Below are 23456 nucleotides of genomic sequence, written 5' to 3'. Positions count from 1 at the left end.
CACGTCGCACGCCCCTCAGATCGGGGCATCGATATCCACGATGTTGATGAGCTTGTGGTTGACGAACTCCTTGATCCCCAGTCCGACCAGCTCGCGGCCATAGCCGGAGCGGGCGATGCCGCCGAACGGAAGATCGGCCTTCGGGATCAGGGGATGGTTGATGTAGACCATCCCCGTGCGGATCTTAGACGCCACCCGCGCACCGCGGCTCTCGTCCTGAGTGAAGACCGCACCACCCAGACCATAGGGGGAGTCATTGGCGATGCGGATGGCATCGTCCTCGTCCTTGGCGCGATAGAGCTGCGTGACCGGGCCGAAGAATTCCCAGTGACGGGCTTCATTATTTTCGTGCAGGTTTGTCATCAACAGCGGCTGGAAGAAGGAACCCTTCGTAGGAACCGGTGCGCCGATGGCTTCGACCGTCGCGCCATGCTTCTTGGCATCCTCGACCTGTCTGCGCAGATCATCAGCAGCACCCTGCGAGCAGAGCGGCGCAAGCGTGGTGGACGGGTCCATCGGGTCACCGGCCTTCAGCTCGGAAACGCCCTTCTTGTAGAGCTCCAGGAAGCGGTCATAGATTGCGTCCGCTACAATGATACGCTTGGCCGAAACACAGACCTGACCGGCATTCCAGTGGCGGCCCATGACGGCCCATTTCGCAGCCTTTTCGACGTTCGCATCATCCAGAACGATGAAGGCATCGGCGCCACCAAGTTCCATCGTGGCCTTCTTCAGTGCCTTGCCCGCCGTGCCCGCAATGATGACGCCAGCCCCTTCCGACCCTGTCAGGGCCACGCCGCAGACGCGAGGATCGTTCAGGATCATCTCCGTATGGGGACGGGCGAGATAGAGATTGCGGAACAGGCCCTTGGGTAGTCCGGCCTCATTCATCAGGTCCTCGCAGATGGCGGCACACTGCGGCAGGTTGGATGCGTGCTTGAGCAGAACCGCATTACCGGCCGAAAGCTGCGGGGCAATGATGCGAACGACCTGATAGAACGGGAAGTTCCAAGGCTCGATGGCCAGAACAATTCCGAGAGGCTCGTGAACCAGCGTAGCCTTGCCTTCGGCCGGATCGGCGACTGGAAGCGTCTCGGGTTTTAGCAGTTCTTCGGCATATTTGGCGTAATATTCAAAGATTTCGGCTGAGAGAATGATCTCCAGTTTCGACTCTGTGAACAGCTTGCCCATTTCCAGCGTGCCGAGGCGGGCGTATTTGTCGACGTCGCGGCGTAGGATTGCTGCGGCGGCAGTCATGATCTTCGCCCGCTCGGCAAAGGGGGTGTCGCGCCAGCTTTCGAAAGCCGTATGGGCTTCTGTGAGGGCCGTCTGGACTTCTGCATCCGTTGCGTTGGGAAAGGTCTTGAGGACTTCGCCAGTCAGGGGATTTGTCGTTGCGTAGGCCATTTTTACCTCGTTACCGATAAAGAGAAGGCGACAGGGCGCAGAGCGTCCGGGCGTGAGAGGCTTTGTTTCTGGATTTTGTGCTGAACAAGGACAGTATATGCGGTCCCAGATAGAATAGTGGATCTGATAAGATCAGGTCGTGGGCACAAATACTCTACGGGATTACAGCCGATCTTCAACATCCATTTCGTCCTTCATCCGGATTGCAAACAGAGAGACTGTCGAGAAACAGAGCGTCGTCAAAATATGGCACCCAGTGCCAGAAATGGGTATTATCCAAATCGCGGATGATGACCAGAGCGCGGTCATCACATGGATGTGAGGCCCGACAGCAGATCTGTGGCCCTGGGGCGGTGCAGGTAATGCAGGATTGCTGAAAATGTGGAGAAAATCCGATCGTCCAGTCACGCGGGATTTTCTCACCAGGCATGACTGTCCATCCGCACTTTTATGGAGGCGGACGGGATTTTCAGGGCCGGAAAAGGGGAGTCGCTGGCCTCAGGGGCGCAGGCAAAGAATTCCCGGGACATAAGCCATGTCCCGGGGGGGGGCAGCCGTGAATCAGGCCGCGAAAACCTTGGAGATGGCGTCCTGTGCTTCCTGCTGGATGGCCCGCAGATGCTCCTCGCTGACGAAGCTCTCGGCATAGATTTTGTAAACGTCTTCCGTGCCGGAAGGACGTGCGGCGAACCACCCGTTCTCGGTCACAACCTTCAGGCCACCAATCGGCGCATCATTACCCGGCGCGCGGGTGAGTTTGCTGATGATCTTGTCGCCTGCCAGCACCTCCAGCGGGAACTGCTCGGGCGTGAGCTTGCTGAGCTTGGCCTTCTGTTCCGGATTGGCGGCCGCGTCGATGCGCTCGTAATAGGGCGTCCCGAGGCGTGAGATGATCTCGTGATAATGCACGCTGGGGTTCTTGCCGGTCTTGGCCGTAATTTCAGCCGCCAGAAGACCCAGAATGAGCCCGTCCTTGTCCGTGGTCCAGACGGTGCCATCCCGACGCAGGAAGGTCGCGCCTGCGCTTTCCTCGCCGCCGAAACCCAGCGAGCCGTCCATCAGTCCTGGCACGAACCATTTCAGCCCGACCGGAACCTCAACCAGCTTGCGGCCCATGTCTTTCGCCACGCGGTCAATCAGCCCGCTGCTGACGAGCGTCTTGCCAACGCCGAGTTCCGGGCTCCAGTCCGGACGGTTCCGGAACAGGTAGGAAATCGCCACCGCAAGATAATGGTTCGGATTCATCAGCCCGTCAGGCATGGCGACGATGCCATGACGGTCAGCGTCGGTGTCATTGGCAAACGCAACGTCAAAGCGGTCGCCCATCTCGATCAGTCGCGCCATGGCATAGGGGGAGGAGCAGTCCATGCGGATCTGCCCGTCCCAGTCAGCGGTCATGAAGGAGAACGTCGGATCCACCACGTCGCTGACGACAGTGGCATGAAGGCCGTAGCGCTCGATGATGGGCTTCCAGTACGCAACAGCAGCCCCGCCCAGCGGATCGATGCCGATCTTCACGCCCGCATCGCGGATCGCCTTCATGTCGATGACCGAGTCCAGATCGTCCACATAAGGCGTTATGAAATCATAATCCTTGATGCAGGCTTCCTGCCTGGCCTGCTCGTAAGGCAGACGCTTGACGTCCTTCAGCCCGTTGGCGAGGAACTCATTGGCCATGTCCTGAATGGCCTTGGTGATCGCCGTATCGGCCGGTCCACCATTGGTCGGGTTGTATTTGAACCCGCCATCGGCCGGGGGATTATGCGACGGCGTGATGACCACACCATCGGCCAGACCCGTGGTGCGACCCTTGTTGTAAGTCAGGATGGCGTGGGAAATGACAGGTGTCGGCGTATAGCCGCCGTTTTCGTCAATCCGGACGTCGATGCCATGAGCTGCAAAAACCTCAATGGCGGATTTCTGCGCCGGGCCGGACAGGGCGTGGCTGTCCATGCCGATGAAAAGCGGGCCATCAATGCCCTCGGCCTTGCGATGGCGGCAGATGGCTTCGCAGATGGCGAGGATATGGTTCTCGTTGAAGCTGGTATGCAGCGAGGAACCCCGGTGACCGGACGTGCCGAACGAAACGCGCTGTGTGGAAATCAAAGGATCGGGCTTGCGGCCATAATAAGCTGCGATCAGGGCGGGAATATCGGTCAGCTTGTCGGAAGAAAGCGTTTTGCCGGCCAGAGGGCTGAGATGGGCCATTACTTCAAAATCCTTGCATTCGCCATTGGGCATTGCCGTCGGTTAACGGCCGTAACGCATGAGTGCCCGGTCAGGGCGCCTCGTTAGGGCAGGAAAACTTGTATCCGGGTCGATGTCCAGAGAGGCGCGTCAGTTCTGTGAAGATTGCACCCCGACCAGCCCGGCTGGAACGGACGTCATGCAGATTGCATGATGGTCCCGCGAAACAGAGAGCTAGAAGCGGAGACAGATTGATCCGAACTCCTGTAGAAATGATTTTTAGCGGACTGCACAGTCTTGTGTCGGTCTGCGCCATTCAGTCCGCCGCTGGAAGCGTTTTTCCGCCCCCTCGGAAACGTGATCCGATCCGAGGTTATCCCCACTGCGGAAAACGGTCGTCTCTGACGTTATCCCCGCGCTGTCATTCAGGCGCTGAAAAATTGTCGCCTGATAAGAAAGCGCCCTTGCGCGTGGCGCTCGGAGGCCTCGTTCTATCGCTTAAAAGCCGATGAAGATTTCATGGAAGAGCAGAGTTTTGTCTCAAAGCTTCGCAGGAAGAAGCCGTATCTCAAGCTTATGCCTCGGCATATCCAGAGATCTCATGCCGGAAAGTCAGTGATCCGATCACGCGTCGAGCATGTTTTTATCGAACAGAAATCACAGATTGAATTATTCGTTCGAACCGTGGGCATCACACGGGTCACTATGAAGATTGGGCTGGCCAATATCGTCTACAGCATGCACCGCTCTCTCTTCTGGGAGAGGATCAGTGCGAGCGCATAGTAATCCAGAGCCTGGAATTTTCGCTCTGCACAAGTCGCAGAGCGAAAATTAACTCCAGGAACCAGAAATTAACTTGCCCAAAAATAAAATCAGGCAAAAGAAAAATCAATCAGTGCTTCTTTGGACCATCCAGGTTTTCGAACTGTTCCGGATGTTGGGATGCTGTGACTTCTCCAACCGGCTTTGGGTGGTGCAGGTTGTCGTATTGCAGCGGAGTGATTGAGAGGGTCTGGTCCATGGTTGGCAGGTCCTTCACGTTCCAGCCGCCGCCGAGGCTGCGGATCAGGTCCACGTCCGCGCGATACAGCTGTGTCGCGATCTCGACCTGATGGATGCGGCTTTCCAGCGTGTTTTCCTGGCTGAAGATGGCCTCAAGATAGGTTCCGACGCCGCCTTGATAGAGCGTCATGGTCATGCTCTGCGTGGCAAGATTGGCTTTGACAGCCTGCTCCAGCGCCGCGTTTTCCTTGGTCAGACGTTCGGTCATAGACAGCCCGTCTTCCACTTCGCGGAAGGCCGACAGAACTTTCATGCGATAGCCGTCGCGCGTTTCCCGATAGGCCGACCATGTTCTTTGCAGCTCTGCCCGGCGCAGTCCGCCATCAAAGAGCGGCATGTCGAGTGTTGCGCCATAGGTCCACAGCGAATTGGCCAGATTGGCCAGATCGAAGCCATTGGCGGAGAAACCACCATTTAGGCGCAGGGCGATATGCGGATAGAAAGCCGCACGCGCAATGCCAATTTCACGATTGGCCTGTGCCATCTCGCGTTCGGATGATGCGATGTCAGGACGACGCTGGAGCAGGGTCGAAGGAACGTTCGTGGGGATCGTCGGCTGAACGAAATGGAACTCAGGGCTGGCAGGGATGTGGAAGCTCGACGGTGAGGTATTGGTCAGCACCGCGATGGCATGTTCCGTCACCTGTCTTGCGGCCTGAATGTCCAGACGCGCCGCCTGTGTCGTGTAGAGCTGGGCCTGTGCCCGCGCCAGATCGAGGCGGGGAGCCGCCTGGTTCTGAACCTGGTTTTCGGTGATATGAACGGCGCGCTCATAGTAGCCGATGGACTGCGCATAGATCGCATCCTGCGCATCGTAGCCACGAAGCTGGATGTAGTCGCGCGCAAGCTCGGCTTGCGTACTCAGGCGAGCCATCGCGAAATCGGCCGCACGCTGCTGGGCGAACTGTTTCTGTTCGCGGACGCGGTTGCGGATGGACGACCAGAAGTCAGGTTCCCACGATGCCAGACCGCCGTATTCCTCTTCGGTCTGGGTCAGGGTTGCACCGTTGCGGAACAGGCGGTCAGCGGACTGCTTGTTGTCCGACGCCCCGGCTTCAAGACTGACATGCGGAAGCAGTTCTGAACGCGCAGCCACGACAAGGGCGCGCGCCTGAATGAAGCGTTCGGCGGCGGCCTGGATGTCGCCGTTATCCGAGGTCGCGCGGGCTTCAAGATCGTTTAGCAGTGGGTCCTGAAACATGGTCCACCAGTTGGTGGGCAGTGCTGTATCCGCGGGTGTGGCCACGGCAAACGGTGCCTGCCCCTGCCATGAGGCAGGGACGACAAGGTTCGGAGCCTTATAGGTGGGCGCCAGATCGCACGCGGACAGACCAAGCAGCGACAGGGCGGTGCCGCAGACCAGGCCGGTGCGGCGGAGGCGGGAGAAGGATGGAATCATCTTACTCGTTCTCTTTTCCGAAGCCGGACTGGTTGTAGCCGCGCTGCGGCACGGTCACGTTGACCTTGTCACCTTCGAGCACATCCGCTGGCGGGTTGGCAATCACGCGGTCGTTCGGGCCGATACCAGCCTGAATTTCCGTTGCCGTATCAGCCATGCGTCCGACCGTCACGTTCTGGAAATGGACCGTGTTGTCGTCCCGCACCACAGCGAGCTGCATGCCCTTTTCCTGAAAGACCAGCGCACTCGTAGGAACTTCGTAGAGATGCGAGTTCTCATTGTTCGCCTTGAGCTCCACCGAAGCAAAGGTGCCCGGCCACAGAACTTCGTTCGGGTTGTCCATCTCGAACTCTGTGGTGGAGGTACGGGTGTTCGGATCATAGCCGCGTGCGGTCGTCAGGAAGTTCGCCTTGAACTTGCGGTCCTTGAACTGCGGCACGCTAACGTCGGCTGTGATGTCCGGCTGAAGAACATACTGGAAGACTTCCGGCACGGAGACGAAGAGACGCAACTTGTGCACGTCAGCCACGGTGAAGAGTTCGGAGGCCGCACCGGCAGCGTTGAGATTGCCGCCGCCGTCATGGACGTAGTCGCCGACATTGATGTCACGCGAGGTCACGATACCATCGAAGGGTGCGACAATCGTCTTGAAGCGTTCGAGTGCCTCGAAATGCGCAACGTTCCGTTCGGCGGCTTCGACCTGCGCCTTGGCGGACTGCTGGTCAGCCTGTGCGACCGAGACAGACTGCCCCGAGACGGACTGGGAGCGGCCCATGGCCTGCCAGCGCTGGAGCGTGACATTGGACAGGTTGTACTTTGCCATGATCGACGCAAGATCGGCCTTCGCCTGTGCGTATTGCGCATCAAGCGCCGGGGCGTTGATCTCGGCCAGAACGTCGCCCTGCTTCACGCGGGCACCGTAGTCCTTGTACCACATCTTCACATAGCCCGAGACCTGCGGATAGATCGGCGCCTGATACCAGGCGTCAATATTGCCGGGCAGCGTCAGGGCGACCTTCTTGGGTGACTGGATCGGCTTGACGACGGCAACGTCGGGCAGAGCATTTTCCTTGGTCTCGACCGCGAGGGCAGTAGAGACATGGATGCGGTCAACCACGATATAGCCGACATAGAGCGCGAGGAGGCACCCTCCCGCAGCGGCGATGAGTTTGGGGGAGGTAGCCATCAGGCGATTTCCTTCTGACGCGATGTGCGGTTGTGGAGGATTGCGTAGACGCAGGGAACAAAGAGGAGAGTCGAGATCGTTGCGACGATCAGGCCACCAATCACGGCGCGGCCGAGAGGCGCGTTGGTCGAGTTCGATGTTGCCATCGGGATCATGCCCACGACCATGGCCAGTGCGGTCATGATGACCGGACGGATACGGCCATAACCGGCTTCAATAGCGGCTTTAAGCGCATCGCCGTGGATTTCGAGGCGTTCACGGGCAAAGGACACCACGAGGATCGAGTTCGCGGTTGCGGTTCCCATGCACATGATGGCGCCCGTCAGGGCCGGCACGGACAGGCGTGTCTGTGTAAGGAACAGAGCCCATGCAATGCCGCCGAGTGCTCCCGGAAGGGCCGTGATGATGATGAACGGGTCCAGCCAGGACTGAAAATTCACCACGATCAGCAGATAGATCAGGACGATCGAGATCGCGAGACCAAGGATGAGCTGCTTGTAGGCGCCTGCCATCGTTGTGGCCTGGCCGTGGATATCGACTTCGGCGGAGGTCGGCTTGTTATGATCGTCGTGGGCGACGACCTGACGCACCTTGTCCAGCACGGAACCCATATCGGTGCCTTCGATGTTCACATAGATGTCGATTTCGGACATCGAGTTGTAGTGCGACACTTCGCCCGGGGTGCCGGCTGCCACGACATTGGCAATGGCGCCCAGAAGCTGGGTCTTGTCGTTGGGGTCACCGTCTCCCTTGTCGACCGGGATGGTCAGCAGGTCATTGAGATGGGTGAGCTGGTCCTGTGACGTGTAGACGTTGAGCGGGAAGGTAACATTGTCGACCGGGTCAAGCCAGAACTGCGGATCGACGACGCCGGAACCGGCAAGCGTCAGCAGTTCGTTGGTTGCAAGATCGTTCTCTGTCACGCCAGTCGCCTGACTGAAGGTTCGGTTGCCATTCACCAACAGTGTCGGTGTAGACATTGTCTGCTGGATATTCACGTCTGCCGTGCCCGGGATCTGGCGAATCAGCCCGATCAGGTGCTTGGCGTAGTTGTAGTTCTCCATGGCATCCGGGCCGGAAAGCTGGATGTCGATGGGAGCAGCGGAACCAAAGTTCAGGATCTTGTTTGTCAGATCCGCAGGCTGGAAGGTGAAGACCGTTCCCGGGAAGCGCTTGGAGAGATCCTTGCGCAGGAGAGCACGGTAATCCCAGACGGGGGATTCAGAGTTCTTCAGGGCGATCGTCAGATCGCAATCCTGCGTCCCGATAGAGGGGGTCGGGATGAAGGCCTGGTTATGCGGTCCTTCAGGAAGGCCGCAGTTCGAGATGATGTTCTCGACCTTGCCCGGAAGAAGCTGGTTGATACGGTCATCCACGAGGGCGGCAATCCGGCCTGCGACTTCAATACGCGTTCCGAGCGGTGCGCGCATGTGCATCTGAAGGGCGTCGGATTTCACTTCGGGGAAGAAGTCCCGTCCTGCGATGAAATAGAGCCCCATGGATGCGATGGACAGCATCATGAAGACGCCGACAAAAGCACCACGGCGTTCCACACAGCGTGTGAGGATTGTGTTGTATCCTTCACGGAAGCTGGTGAAGCGCGCCTCGAAGCCCTTCTGGAAGCGGCTGAAGAAGCCGGACGGCGGACGCTGGGTCGCATGCGGATTCGAGATATCGATCGCAGAGTCATGAATCCCGTACGGGTCTTCATCCGGGCCAGGTGCGCCGGCCGGGTGATGCACATGACCTGCGAGAAGGTACTTCGCCATGGTCGGAACAAGGGTTCGCGACAGGATGAAGGACGCGATCATCGCGAACATGATGGCAAGGGCCATCGGCATGAACAGGTAGCCTGCAACGCCATCCAGCTCGAACAGCGGCAGCCAGACGATGCAGATGCAGGTCGTGGAGACGAAGGTCGCGATGACGATCTGGTTTGCCGCATCAATGATGGCGGTTTCGAGATCCTTGCCCATTTCGAGATGGGTATCGATGTTCTCGATCATCACCGTGGCGTCATCGACGAGAATACCGACTGCGAGAGCCAGACCGCCGAGCGTCATGACGTTGATCGACTGACCGGCCCATCCAAGAGCGATGATCGAGCACAGGATGGCGAGCGGAATTGAGGTCGCGATAATGACCGTTGAGCGCCAGGAACCGAGGAAGAGCAGAACCACGATACCGGTCAGGAACGACGCGGTGATCATTTCCTGAACCACATCCTTGATCTGATCCTTCACCATGATGGAGGCGTCGGACAGGATGGAGATATGGACGTCAGGCGGCAGGATCGCCTTCAGGCGCGGGAGGAGGGCCTTGGTGGCCGCAACCACATCGAGCGTGGAAGCCGTGCCGCCCTTCTGGGTGATCATCTCGACGCCCTGGCGGCCTTTGACCAGCACAAGGTTCGTCTGGGGATGGCCACCGCGATAGACCGAAGCGACGTCGCGCACATAGATGACCGCATTGCCAACGCGCTTGACCGGAATATTGGCGATATCGTCCATGGATTCCGGAGCAGCGTTGGTCTGAACCATCCAGTCTGTTGCGTCGATCTTCTGGTCACCTGCTGGCAGAACAATGTTCTGGGCGGTCAGGGCTGCCTGAACGTCTGCTGCGGAGAGATGGTGGGCCTGAAGCTGTTTCTGGTCGAGAGAGACCATGACGAAGCTGTCCATGCCGCCGTAAGGATGGGCGACGATGGCACCGGGAACCGTGGCGAGGAGCGGACGAACGCGAATGACACCGAGCTTGAAGAGGTCGGAGGGCGTCTGTTTGTCAGACGTCATCTGAAGGGCAATGACCGGAACCTGCGACGGGTTCAGGGCCACGATCATCGGTGCCGGAACTTTGGGCGGGAGCCCGAGCAGCACGGTCTGCGCGATAGCCGATACTTCGGCTTCGGCGGTCCCGACCGATGTTCCGGGCTGGAAATAGATATTGACGATCGAGCGACCGTAATAGGAGCTGGACTCCATGTGCTCGATATTTTGAACGGTCGTGGTTACGGCCAGTTCGAAGTTATAGGTTATACGACCTGCAAATTCCTGGGGCAGAAGTCCCGGGTAAGTCCAGATGGCCGCAACGACTGGCACTTTGATGTTCGGAAAGACGTCCGTGGGCGTCTTGAGAATCGACATCACGCCAAGCAGCACGATCATAATCGATAGAACGACAAAGGTAAGTGGTCGCCTTAGCGCGGTGACGACAATGGCATTCATTCAGCTCGGTCCCCGACAAAGGTAGCAAGGATAGGGAAAGCGGGACGATACGGGTCTTGAAACACAACGTCTTTTAAATCGTGGTTTATGGATTTTTTTTAATATTTCTGAGAATGTAACAAAACATCTATATGAATTCGATCATTTTTAATAAAAAATATTGTTTTTCATCAACGGTAATTTCTCATCTTCATAAATAGAGTTTCTGGCTTGCTGGGGTAAATATGGATCCAATGAATATTTTATAATAAGGGATATTATCTGTGGTAATTATGTGGTTTCAAAGAAAATAATTTGACAAAATTTAGGAATCTAAAATTAATCTTGTTCTATAGTTATGTCTGTGATTTCATTTTTTAATTTGATTGGTGGGGGTTGGAAGATGAAGTGGTCCGGATTGTTTGATGTTGAGGGCCGCTTGCGCGATTGACGGTCTGTTCAATCGCTTTGGCGCAACCCTGCGTAAGGCTGGTTATTCTGTCGATGTGGGGCCAGATCCTGGATGTTACATTGGTGGCTGCTCCAAAGCAGTGTAAAACGAACGCAGAGAAAGCGGATCTCCGGGCAGGGCGTATTCCCGAAGACTGGCAGGGTAAGTCATCCAAATTGTCCCACAAGGATCGCCATGCGCGTTGGACACTGAAGTTCACCAAAGCGAAGCAACAGGATGATGGAAGCATGCCATCGAGTAATCTTACCATCCTGCCCTTTGGCTACAAGCCACACATCTCCATCAACCGGCAGTTCCGGTTCATCCGGAAGTGTAAGACAACTGATGCCGTTGCCGGTGATGGCGCGCTGTTGAGAGAGGCCTGCTGGATAAAACCAACACGGCCTCTAGCGTTTGGGCAGACGCGGCCTATCGCTCAAAAGCCAATGAGGATTTCTTGGAACAGCAGGGTTTTGTCTCAAAGGTTCACAGGAAAAAGCCGCATTTCAAGCTCACGCCCGAGCATCTCTTTTCCGACCAGAAATCGCAGACGGGATTCTTTATCCGAACTGTCGGTATCATACGGGTCACCATGAGGATCGGGCTGGCCAATATTGTCTATAAATATGCGCCGTTTTCTCTTGTTGAAGATGATTGGTGCGAGCGCAGAAAAATTTGTGCAGTAATATATCGTTTTAAGCAAAAGGATAGAAAAAATTCCATTAACAATATCTTCTTATTTATTTAAATAAATGTTCTTTTGTGGGAAATGTTATTAATCAAAAGTAATTTTGTTGTTTTAAATATTTTAAATTGTCTATTTTTATTGGTGTTGACATTGGGTAAAGAGAATGCCGAGAAAATTGTTGACAGACTCGGGTTCTGAAGGGTCTGCTTTGAGGGTTAAGAGCGATCTTTGTACGATCGCACTTTCGTATGCGTTAACGTGAAACAACGCGCAGAAACTGACAGTAGAATGCTGGCAGCCTGTGCGTCTGTGTATCTACAGTCACCGGTTTGCCGGCAGATAGGGATACATGGTCATGAAGCTTTTTCAGTCTTTTTCAAATCGTGGTGCCAGTCCCGAAATTCGGCGTGTGCGACATGAACTTGTCCGACGTCGTCTCGAGGTCCATGTTGTTGAGCATCTTACTTCCCACATGATTCGTATTACTCTGGGGGGGCGCGAGCTTGCCGGTTTTACCAGTCTGGCTCCTGATGATCACATTAAGATCTTTGTACCAGGGCCGGATGGGACATTGACGCCGCGTGATTATACGCCGCGTCAATATGACCCGCAGAATGGGACGTTATGCCTGGACTTCGTCAACCACCCTGGCGGACCAGCTGCAGCTTGGGCGAGGTCTGCCAGACCTGGTGATTATCTGGAAATCGGCGGTCCGCGTGGGTCGCAGATTGTTTCCGGACAAATTGAACACTGGCTTCTTATCGGCGACGAAACGGCGCTTCCCGCGATCGGGCGACGCGTTGAGGAAATGCCAGCTCAAATGCCGGTTACTACTCTCGTAACAGTGCCAGGGAAGGAGGACGAACAGGTGTTTGTCACTACAGCCTGTCATGTTGCTCATTGGGTTCATCGACCTATGAAACAGGCGGATGACGCTGCGGACATTCTTGCTGCTCTGAAAAATCTGGAGATTTCGGAGCGGACTTTTGTCTGGGTTGCTGCTGAAAGCCGTGTGGCAAAAGCCGTGCGTCAGTATCTTCTGGATGAACGCCGGATTCCAGTCCAGTGGATCAAAGCATCCGGCTACTGGAGCAAGGGACAAGCCGATGCTTCCGTCAAGGATGTGGGAGAGGCCGGCTGAACGTCAGGTGGTAGAATTGCAAGGATTCTGGCACTCCCCCTACAAAGGGAGGGATCGAAGAACCGCTAATTGATGCGCTTGGCACGTGATTTCCAGGCTTTTGGTGATTTAATTGACGGTTCTTTGGGGCGTTTTCGATCTGCGTTTTGAGCAGATCGAGAGCTGCCACTCGCTGGATGACTAGGGTCCTGAATATCAGTAACAGATCGAATGGCGGTCCGCTCTTTAACATCAAAGAAGCCGGAATGCCTCATACTTCACATCCCAATCAACTCAGGAGAAATGGAAACACGAAGGCAGCCTCAAAAATACTGGTTTTTTGAACCATTAAGCTGCCTCGTTGTAATAATTATCTTCTGGACATGAGACTTTTGACTAGATTGGATTCTATTTTTAAATGGTTATAGTTTCGTAGGGCGCGTCATTTACAAATTTCCACTGAACGTCGGATAGTCCGTATAGCCATGAAAATCTCCACCATAGAAGGTTGAACGGTCGTATCGGTTCAACGGCCAATGATTCCGTAATCGCAAGACCAGATCCGGATTGGCGATGAAGGCGCGTCCGAATGCGATCAGGTCTGCGTTCCCGGATGCCAGAAGCCTTTCGGCGCTCTCGGCTGTGAAACCGCCTGCGGCGATGATGGTTCGGGAAAAGAGGGGACGCAGGACAGACACATCGACCGGGTCGGGTTCTGCATCTACGCCGACCCGTGGTTGAACGATGTGCAGATAGGCAACCCCCATTGTCTCCAGCATCGTGGCGACATAGCTGAATGTGGCGTGTCGGTTGCTGTCGGACATTGATCCGTAAGATCCACTTGGCGTGAGTCGGACTCCGACGCGATTGGCACCCCATACGTCAATCGCCGCCTGAGTAATTTCCCGAAGAAAGCGCGCGCGGTTTTCGAGCGGGCCGCCATAGGCGTCAATGCGCTTGTTCGTGCCGTCTTGCAAAAACTGGTCGGGCAGATAGCCGTTGGCGCCGTGGATTTCCACACCGTCGAATCCTGCCTGAAGGGCGCGTGCTGCGGCTTGACGATAGGCATCGATCAGAGATGGGATTTCATTGAGTTCCAGGGCGCGGGGCATGTCATAGGGGACTGTGCCGTTGAGTGTCCATGCTGTGCCGTCGGCTCTGATAGCGGAAGGAGCAAGAGGTGCAGCGCCGTCGGGCTGAAGACTGCGTGCGGACTGACGACCGACATGCCAGAGTTGCAGGAACATACGTCCCCCTTTGGCGTGAACAGCATCCGTGATGCGTTTCCAGCCGGGGATTTGTGCATCATCGTAAATTCCAGCGGCGCGTTCAAAGCCATATCCCGTCAGGGCAACTGGAGAGGCCTCAGAAATGAGCAGACCACCCGGCGTGGCGCGCTGGGTATAGTATTCGCGCATCAGGTCGTTGGGCAGATTGCCGATGCTGGAACGCATTCTGGTCAGGGGTGCCATGACGATGCGATGTTCGAGCCGCATGGGCCCAACGAATTTCGGGGAAAAGAGAAGATCGGCCATGGGAAAAAAATCCTGTGTGAAACGCGCTATCTGCGCTGTGTTCCTGAGGATGAAGATTTCCGTATTGGATTGGCAGTTATCATTTTAGTATAGAGAGAATTCCATAATGGAATAATAAAATGGATCGTCTTCAGGCCATGACCGTTTTCGTACGGGTCGTTGAAAGTGGCTCTTTTTCTGCGGCGGCGCGACTGATGCATCTTGGGCAGCCAGCGGTCTCAAAGGCCGTTGCACAGCTTGAGCGCCAGTTGGGCGTGCAGCTTCTACTTCGCTCTGCACATGGTCTGGCACCGACGGATGCAGGGCAACGCTATTTCGAGCGTGTGGCCCGGATCGTGTCCGATGCGGAGGATGCCGATGCCGCAGCGCGTGACAGTACGTTCAGTTTGCAGGGAAGGCTTCGGGTTGCAGTTCCGACAACCTTCGGGCGGATTCAGATTGTGCCCCGTCTTGGTGAGTTTCTAAAGGAACATCCCCGACTGAAAATGGATATCGAACTTGATGACCGGCGTGTGGATCTGGTGGCGGACGGAATTGATGTTGCCATTCGCGTGGGGCCTCTGAACGACAGCACGATGATTGCAAAGCGCATGGCAAGAGGGCGGCGCTCTGTTCTTGCTACGCCCCGGTATCTGGAACAGTCCCTGGCTCTGGAGACACCGGAAGACCTTGTTCAGCATCAGGCTGTCACCTATGCGCGGGACGATGGAGAAAGATATGTTTTCCACCAACAGGGAAGAGACGTAAGCGCAACACTGAGTTCGCGTCTGAACCTGAGTGCGGCCGAAGGGATCCGGGCTGCCGTGCTTGCGGATCTGGGTCTGACCATTGCGGCGGACTGGATGTTCCTGCCAGAACTGGAACGCGGAACGGTGGTCCGCTGTCTGACGGGCTGGTCTTTGCCGCCTGTTGATCTGTGGGTCGTCTATCCTTCTGGCAGGCTGACGAGTGCCAAGGCGCGGGCTTTTTCGGATTTCGTTGCCGGAGTAGTCAGAGAACTGGAAACAGTGTCGCGTTCGATGTGCTAGATCCGGAGTCACATCCCTCTCTTCCTGAGCAGGCTGCAGCACTGGATGCAACATGTCTGATACGGCGCGTTACGAGTATTTTCTGTTTCTTCTGACTGTCATCCTGATTCTTGAGCTGTTATCGCGGAAACTGAAGCTCCCTCCTGCGGCAGCGTTCATTTTGGGAGGTACGGGGCTTGCTCTTTCGCCCTGGTCACCTGAAGTCACGATCGACCCCGAACTGGTCATGGTTGTCTTTCTTCCGCCCCTGCTGATGAGCAGTGCGTGGTTTATAGCCTGGCGGGAGTTCCGGAAAAACCTGTCCGGTATTCTTCTTCTGGCTGTTGGTACCACGACGTTCACGACCGCAGCCGTAGGGGTGGCGGCGCATCTGGTGGTGCCCGCTCTTCCATGGGCCGCGTGTTTCACGTTGGGCGCGATCGTTTCTCCGCCCGATGCAGTTGCGGCCGAAGCGGCTCTGGAGCGCCTGTCGTTACCCGGTCGTGTGACGTCCCTGCTTCAGGGGGAGAGTCTGCTGAATGATGCGACGGGGCTGGTTCTTTTCCGCTTTGGGGTTGTTGCGGCTCTGACAGGAATCTTTCGCCCGCTTCAGGCCCTGACAACATTCTGTGTTGTTTCTGTGGGCGGGGTGCTGATTGGTCTTGTCGTCGGGTTCCTGGGATTGTTGGTCATCCGCCGGTTACGCGACAGCGACATGGTTATCATTACAACAGTTCTTCTGGCCGAAGTATCTTATATTGGTGCGGACCATCTTCATGTTTCGGGTGTTCTGGCTACCGTCGCCACGGGGCTGGTTCTGGGCTGGCATCAGCACAGGGATTTTGATGCGGAGACACGTCTTCAGTCTCATGCATTCTGGAAAGTGCTTGTCTTTCTGCTGGAATCCGTTCTGTTCATTCTGATCGGGCTATCCCTTCGGGGTGTTTTGGGCCGCCTTCGGGGCACGCCCGATATTCTGCATCATCTTGTCTATCCCGTCGGGATCGTGCTGGTGGCAATGGTGTTCTCCCGGTTTGTCTGGTTGTTCGCATCGGACGGCATTGTCGGTCTGTTGCGTCGGCGCTGGCCGGAACGATTTGCGCGTCCGTCTGTGGCCATTTCAACGATTATGGGATGGGCAGCCATGAGAGGGGTCGTGACCCTGACGGCGGCTCTTTCGCTTCCGGAAGGGTTCCCCGGACGTGATCTGGCGCTTGCCTGCGCCTTTGCCTCAATTCTGGTCACCGTCCTGGTTCAGGGGACAACGCTGGCGCCTTTGATTGGGTTGCTCAGGATTAATGGAGCGTCAGAACTGCGTGTTATCCAGTCGGATGAAAACCGGGCCTGGATTGCGGTTGCGGAGGCGCAGCTTCGTGCCATTGAAAAGGCGTCCCGTCTTCCGGACGGAAGTGAGCGCCATCCGCGTCTTCTCGAACAATATCGCTATCGTCTGGATGTGACGCGTCAGTATGCGGAGGATACCGCGACGCATCGCCCTGAGGAAATTGCCCATTATGAAGCTGTTCTAAAAGCCATAGGAGCGGGGCGGGAGGAAATCCTGCGCTTGCATCATGCAGGGCAGATCCATGACCGGGTTCTGCGGGAAATGGAACAGGCCATGGATATGCAGGAAATCGAGGCTTCTGGTTATCTGGGGGCTCCAGAAGAAGGAATGGCATAAAAACAGGAAACAATGAGTTTCCGTTGTTTATATATATTCCTCGGGAATTCTCACTTAGTTTTCTGGTCAACAAGGATGCACAACAGGCTCTTTTAGGGCCTGTTGCTCGGTCCCTGCTTTTTCATTCTGACCAGAGAACCCGACATGAAATCCTCCTTCTTTCTGCTTTCCCTTACCGCCCTGACATTTGCATCTGTCGTTCCGCATCCGGCAACAGCTCAGGTCGTCACTGCCCCTGAACAAGTTCAGTCCGGCACCTATAATGTTGAGCCCGGCCACACGCAGGTTGGCTTTTCCGTTCTGCATTTTGGGTTCACCAATTATCAGGGCGTCTTTTCGGACGTTTCCGGCACGTTGGACCTCAATGACAAAAATCCGGCTGCGTCCCATCTTTCCGTGAGCATTCCGGTTGGGTCAGTTCAGACGACCAGCGCCAAGCTGACCGAAGAACTCAAGGGCGACCAGTGGTTCAACGCGGCGCAGTATCCGAACGCCACGTTTGAATCCACCTCCGTCCGCCGCACGGGCAAGGCTGACGCCATCGTCACAGGTAATCTGACGCTTCATGGTGTGACGAAGCCTGAGACGCTCAAGGTTCATTTCATCGGCGCAGGTGTGAATGCGCTCGACAAGAAATATACAGCCGGTTTTGAAGCAACAGGCACCATCAAGCGCAGCGATTTCGGCGTGAAGATGTATGTCCCGTATGTCAGCGATGCCGTGCAGCTGCGGATTGCTGGCGCTTTCGAAAAGCAGGACTGAGTTCATGACAGCGCCCGCAAAGCAGAGCCGCGGGATCACGCGATATACGGGCGTGGCGATCATCCTTCACTGGTTGATCGCTGCGGGGATCCTGATCCTGATCGTCATGGGGCTGGTCATGGATCACCTGTCTCTCGATCCGATGCGTGTTTTTCAGCTGTACCAGCTTCACAAGTCGATCGGTATTACGGTCATGGTCCTCATTGCGCTACGGATTGTCTGGCGCCTGACGCACAGGCCGCCAGAGCTTCCTGGTGATATGAAGGGGTTCGAGCGCATGGCAGCCCATCTGACGCATGCAGCTCTATACGGCCTTCAAATGTTCATGCCGCTCAGCGGATGGGCCATGGTGTCGGTGTCCACTCTTGGGATTCCAACTCTTTTGTACGGCACTATCCTATGGCCCGATCTGCCAGTGCTTTCAACGTTGCAGAACAAGGCCCCCGTCGAAGCCGCACTAAAAGCGGTTCATCACTGGGGCGGCTGGTTTCTGCTGGCCTTGATTGGGCTGCATGTCGCCGCCGCCCTTCGTCACCATTTCGTTCTGAACGATAACATCATGCGACAGATGCTTCCTGCCATTGGCAGAAAATCTGCTTCCAGACACGGAGACTGACATCATGGCTTTTCTTAAAAAAGCAGCCTTTTCAGCGTTCGCCATGAGCTTTCTGGCCGCAACACCTGTTTTCGCCGCAGACTGGACGATTGATCCTGCTCGCAGCACGATCGGCTTTGCGGGAACACAAACCGGAAATGCCTTTACGGGACATTTCGGAAAATTCGACGGAACCATCTCCTTCGATCCGGCCCATCCCGAAGAGGGGCATGCGAAAATCACGATCGATATCGCAAGCGCCACGACAGCAGACAAGCAGCGTGATGGGGCCATGCCGGGAAGCGACTGGTTTAATGTGGCCAGTTTCCCGACTGCGACGTTTGAAGCCCGTAGCTTCCGGGCCAAAGGTGGTAATGCGTACGAAGCTGTTGGGACGCTGACGATCCGTGGTGTCAGCCGGCCCGAAACTCTGCCTTTCACTCTCGACATCAGTGGTCAGACAGCTCACGCCAAAGGCCATCTTGATCTGATCCGCTCTGCCTTCGGCATTGGTCAGGGCCCGTGGGCCACCGGACAGTGGGTTGCGCTTCAGGTGGGTGTAAGCATCGATGTTATCGCAAACCAGACCTCTGGGTTATCGTCGCGTCCATAAGGACGGCTTTTGCAGCAGTTTTAGTAGACGGGTGATTGTGGCATTTGCGTTCGGTATTGGGCTGACCGCGCTGTCATCTGGTGCTGCTTCGCCCTTGCAAGACCAAGCCAATCCTGAGAGTTCGTCAGATGAGAGTATCGCCACGTCTTATGAACACTGGATGTTGCATCACCAACGAAAGCGTCCAGAAAGCGCTATATCGGCGCGAAGGTGGGAGTTTTCCTCTTCTTTTATCAGGTCGATAAAAGCCGAAGACGAGCGTCAGAAACGGTCTGCACAAGCCGACCAGAAGATGGCCATCGCTTACTCAGCATGGCCTATTCTGCAAGTATCGACTCCTGCCACACGGCTCGGCGTACAACATGATGAGGCTCTTCTCGGAGATTGGTGGGGTATTCGTTCAGCTCTTGCACGCTACGGAATTGTTCTGAACGTGAATTACTTCGGCATGGCCGTTGGAAATGTTTCCGGCGGGATGCGGAAAGGTGCGGATTATGCCGGGCAAACATCCGTTAGCGTTGATGCAGACTGGGGACTTCTGGCCGGTTTGCACGGCTTCAGCACTCATCTCTTTTTCCTGAACAGGAGTGGTCGTCCTGTTGGGCGGGATTATGTGGGAGACAGTGTTTTCAATGAGAACAATATCTATGGTGCTGGAGGCGATGTTATTGCGCATCTCGGATATGCTTTCATTGAACAGAAGCTGTGGCATGACCGGCTGGACCTTATGGCAGGCCGGATGGGCGCGGCGATGCTTTTCAATGCTTCGCCGATCTTCTGCGATTTCTTTTCGTTCGGCCTGTGTCCGACTCCGCGCGCCATAAGCGGTGGCAGTCAGGGCGCCTTCATCATGCCGCCGCAGAATAACTGGTCCTTCTATGCCAGTCTCAGTCTGGATCACGACCTTTATCTCCGCACAGGCATCAATGCTGTTGGCGGCGCGCTGGGCGGCCCCTCGGGACTCAATTGGTCCGATCATGGTGTCACGGGGGTTATGCTTCCCGTTGAGGCAGGTTGGACTCCTCATTGGGGCAAGAGTCAGAAACCGGTTCATTTGAGGGCAGGTTTTTATGCCTCTACCGCACAGGCTTCGGATATTGCCCTGAATCGACAGGGAAACCTTCTCGCCCTGTCGGGAGGGGCGCCCCTGGAACATCGGGGATATTTTGCAGCGTGGGCGGGAGGTGACGTTATGCTCCTGCGTCAGACAGCAGCAGCAGACGGCGGTCTTCTGTTCTTTTTCAACTACACCCATTCCGATGACCGGATCTCGATTTATCGGGATATGGGCGTTGCTGGTTTTGAAGATCGAGGCTTCTGGGCAAAATGTCCGCAGGACAGGGTCGGGCTGTTATTCGTCTGGTCCGAACAAAGTGCTTGGCTCAGGAAACGATTACGTGCTGCCCATTTGTCAGACACCCAAAACCATACTGGTGTTCTGGAAGCTCAATATGGCGCGCATATCGCTTCGGGTACGTTTCTGACGCCCGACATCCAGTACGTTATCCGCCCTGGTGCAGCCGGTATTTATCATAATGCGGTTGTTCTTGGGACGAGTCTTCAGATTGGATTTTGATGACAGGTTTGTGGCGCAGATAGTCCGCATTTAGATAAAAAAAAGAAACATATAGTTTCTATCATTTCCATTTATTCGTTTATGCGGCGGAGATAAAACAGACACCAACGGCCCCGGAACGCAGAAGCGCAAACTTCCAGCCGAATGTCAGATACCTGCAAAGACGAAAGATAAACCGATGAACATGTCCTTCCTCCGCGATCAGCTCCTTCTCGCTTCACGCATTCTTCTGGCTCTTTTGTTCGTCCTTATGGGATGGAGCAAACTGATGGGTTTTGATGGCACCGTAGGCTACATGGCCAGCACGGGCGCTCCAGTTCCGACTGTATCCGCCATCATCGCTATCATTACGGAACTGGGTATCGGTCTGGCGCTTTTCACCGGGTTCCTGACAAAACCGCTTTCCATCCTGCTGGCTATCTACACGATCGTTACAGCCTTTATCGGGCATCATTACTGGACGTTCGACGGTATGGTTCGTTACGATATGTGGATTCACTTCTACAAGAATTTTAGCATCGCAGGTGGCCTTCTTGGGCTCGCCGCTTCTGGAGCCGGTCGTTTCTCTGTAGATGCCCTGCGTCGATAAGAGTACTTTTCTGGTCGGACCTCAGGCGTCCGCTTTGGCCCAAGGCGGATGTTCAAACGCAGAAACTAGATGCTCCATCAAGGCATTGACACGGAAGGGGCGGAGCGTACTGCTGGAAGTCACGAGATAAAGCGCAATACTCGCGGCATCCCAGTCCGGCAGGATCTGTTCGAAACGCCTGTCCTGTAGGCCATCCCAGACCATGAATTCTGGAAACAGACCAAACCCCAGATGCGCTTTCAGGGCTGGAAGAAATGCCTCTGCATTGTCGGCCCTAAAGCGTGAGGCCTGCGACAGCACATAATCCTCACCGGTCTTTATGGAGGTGAGGCGCAGCGTACCAGGAGCGGAAGTATTCGTATAAACGAAGCTTTTCTGCCCTTCGAGATCACGCGGATGCCTTGGGCGCCCGATACGATTCAGATATTCTGGAGTTGCGACCAGAAGCAGGCGGACTCCACAAAGATGCCGGGCACGCAGAGATGAATCGGCCAGAGACGCAATCCTCAAAGCCAGATCATACCCTTCAGCCACGAGATCGACGAGGGAATCGCTGAAATCGACAGTGATGTCGATATCCGGATATTTCTCCAAAAAGGCCGGGAGTGCGGGCGAGAGATGCCTGATCCCAAAGGTCATGGGAGCAGCGACCCGGATCAGGCCTGAAGGACGATGAGTGCCGCCGCGGGCTTCGCTTTCAGCAGCTTCTGCTTCAGCAAGAATTCGGTTGGCATGTCCAAGCAGCATGCGGCCCGTTTCCGTCACGGACATCTGCCGGGAATTCCGATTGAATAGTGCAATGCCCAGAGACTGCTCCAGACGATTGATGGCTTTCGAGATCGTTGGTTTGGAAAGCTGAAGCTCTTCGGCAGCTCGGACGAAGGATCCGCGTTCAGCCACTTTGGCAAAAATGGCCCAGGCTTCAAAATCCGGTAATCTCATATCAGCAGTCCTCAGAACAGATTTTTCTACACGGGAACGGGTGAATCTTATTGAGGTATATGTAGAATATATAAAAACAGAAACAATTAATTTATATTGTTTCTATATTTCGTCCCTGATTTTCTATCTTACATTTCATGTCAAACACTGAACATGGCGTCGTAATTGTTTTTCGGAAAGCAGAAGTCATTGAAATAATACATCCCTGCATTCATCACGACATCCGACGTTGTATAGATTTTTTGGAAAGACTGGAGATCGAAAAAGGCTCAGCCAACTGGAGGGATCGAAGAACCCTTGGTTGATATGCTTGGCCTGTAATTTCTGGCATTTGGCGTATTAATTGACGGTTCTTTAGGTCGCTTTTGATCTGCGTTTTGAGAAGATTGGGGGCCGTCACCCGCTTGGTAGCTACGCTGTGGTGCTGATCCGCTCCAGGCAGAGGAAGCGGCGCATGTTGTAGATGATATTGGCCAGTCCGATCGTCATGGTGGCCCGGGTGATGCCGACAGTCCGGACGAACAGCCCTGTCTGCTCAGACCAAGGAAGGTATAAAGGAGAGGCGATCGTTAATCAGATACCTTTTCCGTTCGTCGGACAAATTGTTTAGCGTCTGGATCACCAGAATTTTGAACATCAGCACCGGATCAAATGGCGGTCGTCCGCCTTTACTCCCATCTGAATAGACCAAAGCCTTCTTCAGATCAGGGCGGAAGACTTCAAAATTCATAATCTGGGAAAAAGCTTCGAGCTGATCACTAAGCCCATTCAGCCGGGCAAGCCGCTCTTCAACGTCAAAGAAACCGGCCTGCTTCATAGCGCCATTCTCTCAATTAGAACCGGAGGAATGGAAACATACAGAAGAATTCAAAACCTGGAGGTTTTTCAAACCCTCCAGGTTCAGATTCCGATCGAGTGCATTCTCCGATGGGCCATTTTCGACGAGCTCATCAGGCGTAGGTATACCTCCGCGCATTACAATAAAAGTGCGGGAAATCTGGGATAGCCTCTCTTTGCCCCTCCAACTGCTACAAGAGCGGAATTATTTCATTCGGGGATGGTTTCGAAAATGGACGCATTGGTCTCCGGCGCCGAGAACGATACCGGGGATTTACATTCGTTGTTTACCTGCAGATTAAAGATATCAGGACGGGCGTAATGCCCCGCCACGTCAAGGTCGTATTTCCCCCGGATTACATCATCCAGGTCAATATCGGCGGTAACGATGGCTTCACGATCATAGATCGGGCCTGCGATGATTTCTCCCAGCGGATTGATGATTACGCTGCCGCCACGAATAAGAACGGTTTCCGGATTATTGCCCTGATGACAGGCATATTGCTCTGGCGCATCTGCGCGCGTCATGTACTGACAGGCACTGAGAACAAACGTTCGTCCTTCATAGGCAATATGTCGCATGGACGCCTGCCAGATGTCGCGCTCATCCACCGTA

The 23456-nt window shown here is 55.2% G+C and carries 16 protein-coding genes and 3 pseudogenes; 10 read left to right on the top strand and 9 right to left on the bottom strand.

Going from position 1 to position 23456, the window contains the following annotated elements:
• Positions 1-15 precede the first annotated feature (15 nt).
• Together GSP01_RS10995 and pgm are read right to left on the bottom strand one after the other, a co-directional pair.
• On the bottom strand, positions 16-1407 hold the full coding sequence (locus tag GSP01_RS10995) for an NAD-dependent succinate-semialdehyde dehydrogenase (protein ID WP_141353522.1): 1392 nt from the start codon (positions 1405-1407) through the stop codon (positions 16-18).
• 561 nt (positions 1408-1968) lie between these two features.
• Positions 1969-3615 carry a phosphoglucomutase (alpha-D-glucose-1,6-bisphosphate-dependent) gene (gene pgm / locus GSP01_RS10990; protein ID WP_141353520.1) on the bottom strand — a complete coding sequence of 549 codons (1647 nt, stop codon included), beginning with the start codon at positions 3613-3615 and terminating at the stop codon, positions 1969-1971.
• Between the two features lie 471 nt (positions 3616-4086).
• Between pgm and GSP01_RS10985 the strand changes: the two are divergent.
• Positions 4087-4377: pseudogene (locus GSP01_RS10985) on the top strand (IS5/IS1182 family transposase); the annotation flags it as partial.
• Between the two features lie 109 nt (positions 4378-4486).
• Here the strand turns inward: GSP01_RS10985 and GSP01_RS10980 are convergent.
• Genes GSP01_RS10980 through GSP01_RS10970 form a run of 3 tightly spaced genes read right to left on the bottom strand, consistent with a single transcriptional unit; the run spans position 4487 to position 10465 of the window.
• Positions 4487-6055 carry an efflux transporter outer membrane subunit gene (locus GSP01_RS10980; RefSeq protein WP_141353518.1) on the bottom strand — a complete coding sequence of 523 codons (1569 nt, stop codon included), beginning with the start codon at positions 6053-6055 and terminating at the stop codon, positions 4487-4489.
• Between the two features lies 1 nt (position 6056).
• On the bottom strand, positions 6057-7241 hold the full coding sequence (locus GSP01_RS10975) for an efflux RND transporter periplasmic adaptor subunit (RefSeq protein ID WP_141353516.1): 1185 nt from the start codon (positions 7239-7241) through the stop codon (positions 6057-6059).
• Positions 7241-10465, bottom strand: coding sequence for an efflux RND transporter permease subunit (locus tag GSP01_RS10970; RefSeq protein ID WP_141353514.1), 3225 nt, complete (start codon positions 10463-10465; stop codon positions 7241-7243). The genes GSP01_RS10975 and GSP01_RS10970 overlap by 1 nt, the downstream gene beginning before the upstream one ends.
• Positions 10466-10872: 407 nt before the next feature.
• Between GSP01_RS10970 and GSP01_RS10965 the strand changes: the two are divergent.
• A pseudogene (locus GSP01_RS10965) lies at positions 10873-11581 on the top strand (transposase); the annotation flags it as partial.
• 357 nt (positions 11582-11938) lie between these two features.
• Positions 11939-12724 (top strand): siderophore-interacting protein, encoded by a 786-nt coding sequence (locus tag GSP01_RS10960; protein ID WP_141353512.1) that lies wholly within the window; start codon positions 11939-11941, stop codon positions 12722-12724.
• 425 nt (positions 12725-13149) lie between these two features.
• Here GSP01_RS10960 and GSP01_RS10955 read toward each other — a convergent pair whose 3' ends face one another.
• A complete protein-coding gene (locus GSP01_RS10955; RefSeq protein ID WP_141353510.1) occupies positions 13150-14238 on the bottom strand; it encodes an alkene reductase in 1089 nt (362 codons plus the stop codon).
• Positions 14239-14357: 119 nt separating this feature from the next.
• On the opposite strand from GSP01_RS10955, the gene GSP01_RS10950 reads away from it, so the two are divergent.
• The 7 genes from GSP01_RS10950 (at position 14358) to GSP01_RS10920 (ending at position 21061) form a co-directional block, all read left to right on the top strand.
• On the top strand, positions 14358-15266 hold the full coding sequence (locus GSP01_RS10950; protein WP_141353508.1) for a LysR family transcriptional regulator: 909 nt from the start codon (positions 14358-14360) through the stop codon (positions 15264-15266).
• 52 nt (positions 15267-15318) lie between these two features.
• Positions 15319-16926: a Na+/H+ antiporter gene (locus tag GSP01_RS10945; RefSeq protein WP_141353506.1), complete on the top strand. Its 1608-nt coding sequence runs from the start codon at positions 15319-15321 to the stop codon at positions 16924-16926.
• Positions 16927-17070: 144 nt separating this feature from the next.
• Positions 17071-17688, top strand: a complete 618-nt coding sequence (locus GSP01_RS10940) for a YceI family protein (RefSeq protein ID WP_141353504.1) — start codon at positions 17071-17073, stop codon at positions 17686-17688.
• Between the two features lie 4 nt (positions 17689-17692).
• Positions 17693-18304 (top strand): cytochrome b, encoded by a 612-nt coding sequence (locus tag GSP01_RS10935; protein ID WP_141353502.1) that lies wholly within the window; start codon positions 17693-17695, stop codon positions 18302-18304.
• A gap of 4 nt (positions 18305-18308) precedes the next feature.
• Positions 18309-18896: a YceI family protein gene (locus GSP01_RS10930; protein ID WP_174787592.1), complete on the top strand. Its 588-nt coding sequence runs from the start codon at positions 18309-18311 to the stop codon at positions 18894-18896.
• 292 nt (positions 18897-19188) lie between these two features.
• Entirely contained in the window at positions 19189-20472 is a 1284-nt protein-coding gene (locus GSP01_RS10925; RefSeq protein WP_167495532.1) for a carbohydrate porin, read from the top strand.
• Positions 20473-20650: 178 nt separating this feature from the next.
• A complete protein-coding gene (locus GSP01_RS10920) occupies positions 20651-21061 on the top strand; it encodes a DoxX family protein (protein ID WP_141353498.1) in 411 nt (136 codons plus the stop codon).
• Between the two features lie 21 nt (positions 21062-21082).
• Here GSP01_RS10920 and GSP01_RS10915 read toward each other — a convergent pair whose 3' ends face one another.
• From GSP01_RS10915 to GSP01_RS10905, 3 genes and pseudogenes are all read right to left on the bottom strand, one after another.
• On the bottom strand, positions 21083-22003 hold the full coding sequence (locus GSP01_RS10915; protein ID WP_141353496.1) for a LysR family transcriptional regulator: 921 nt from the start codon (positions 22001-22003) through the stop codon (positions 21083-21085).
• Between the two features lie 550 nt (positions 22004-22553).
• Positions 22554-22820, bottom strand: a pseudogene (locus tag GSP01_RS10910) (transposase); the annotation flags it as partial.
• A 230-nt stretch (positions 22821-23050) separates the two neighbouring features.
• The coding region (locus GSP01_RS10905) for a nitrilase-related carbon-nitrogen hydrolase (protein WP_304363366.1) at positions 23051-23456 on the bottom strand (406 nt) is incomplete at its 5' end.

This window comes from Gluconobacter sphaericus NBRC 12467 (assembly GCF_006539125.1).
Classification (GTDB): Bacteria; Pseudomonadota; Alphaproteobacteria; order Acetobacterales; family Acetobacteraceae; genus Gluconobacter; species Gluconobacter sphaericus.
Note: the sequence above shows the minus strand (reverse complement) of the source record. Positions and strands in the feature narration are given on the sequence as shown.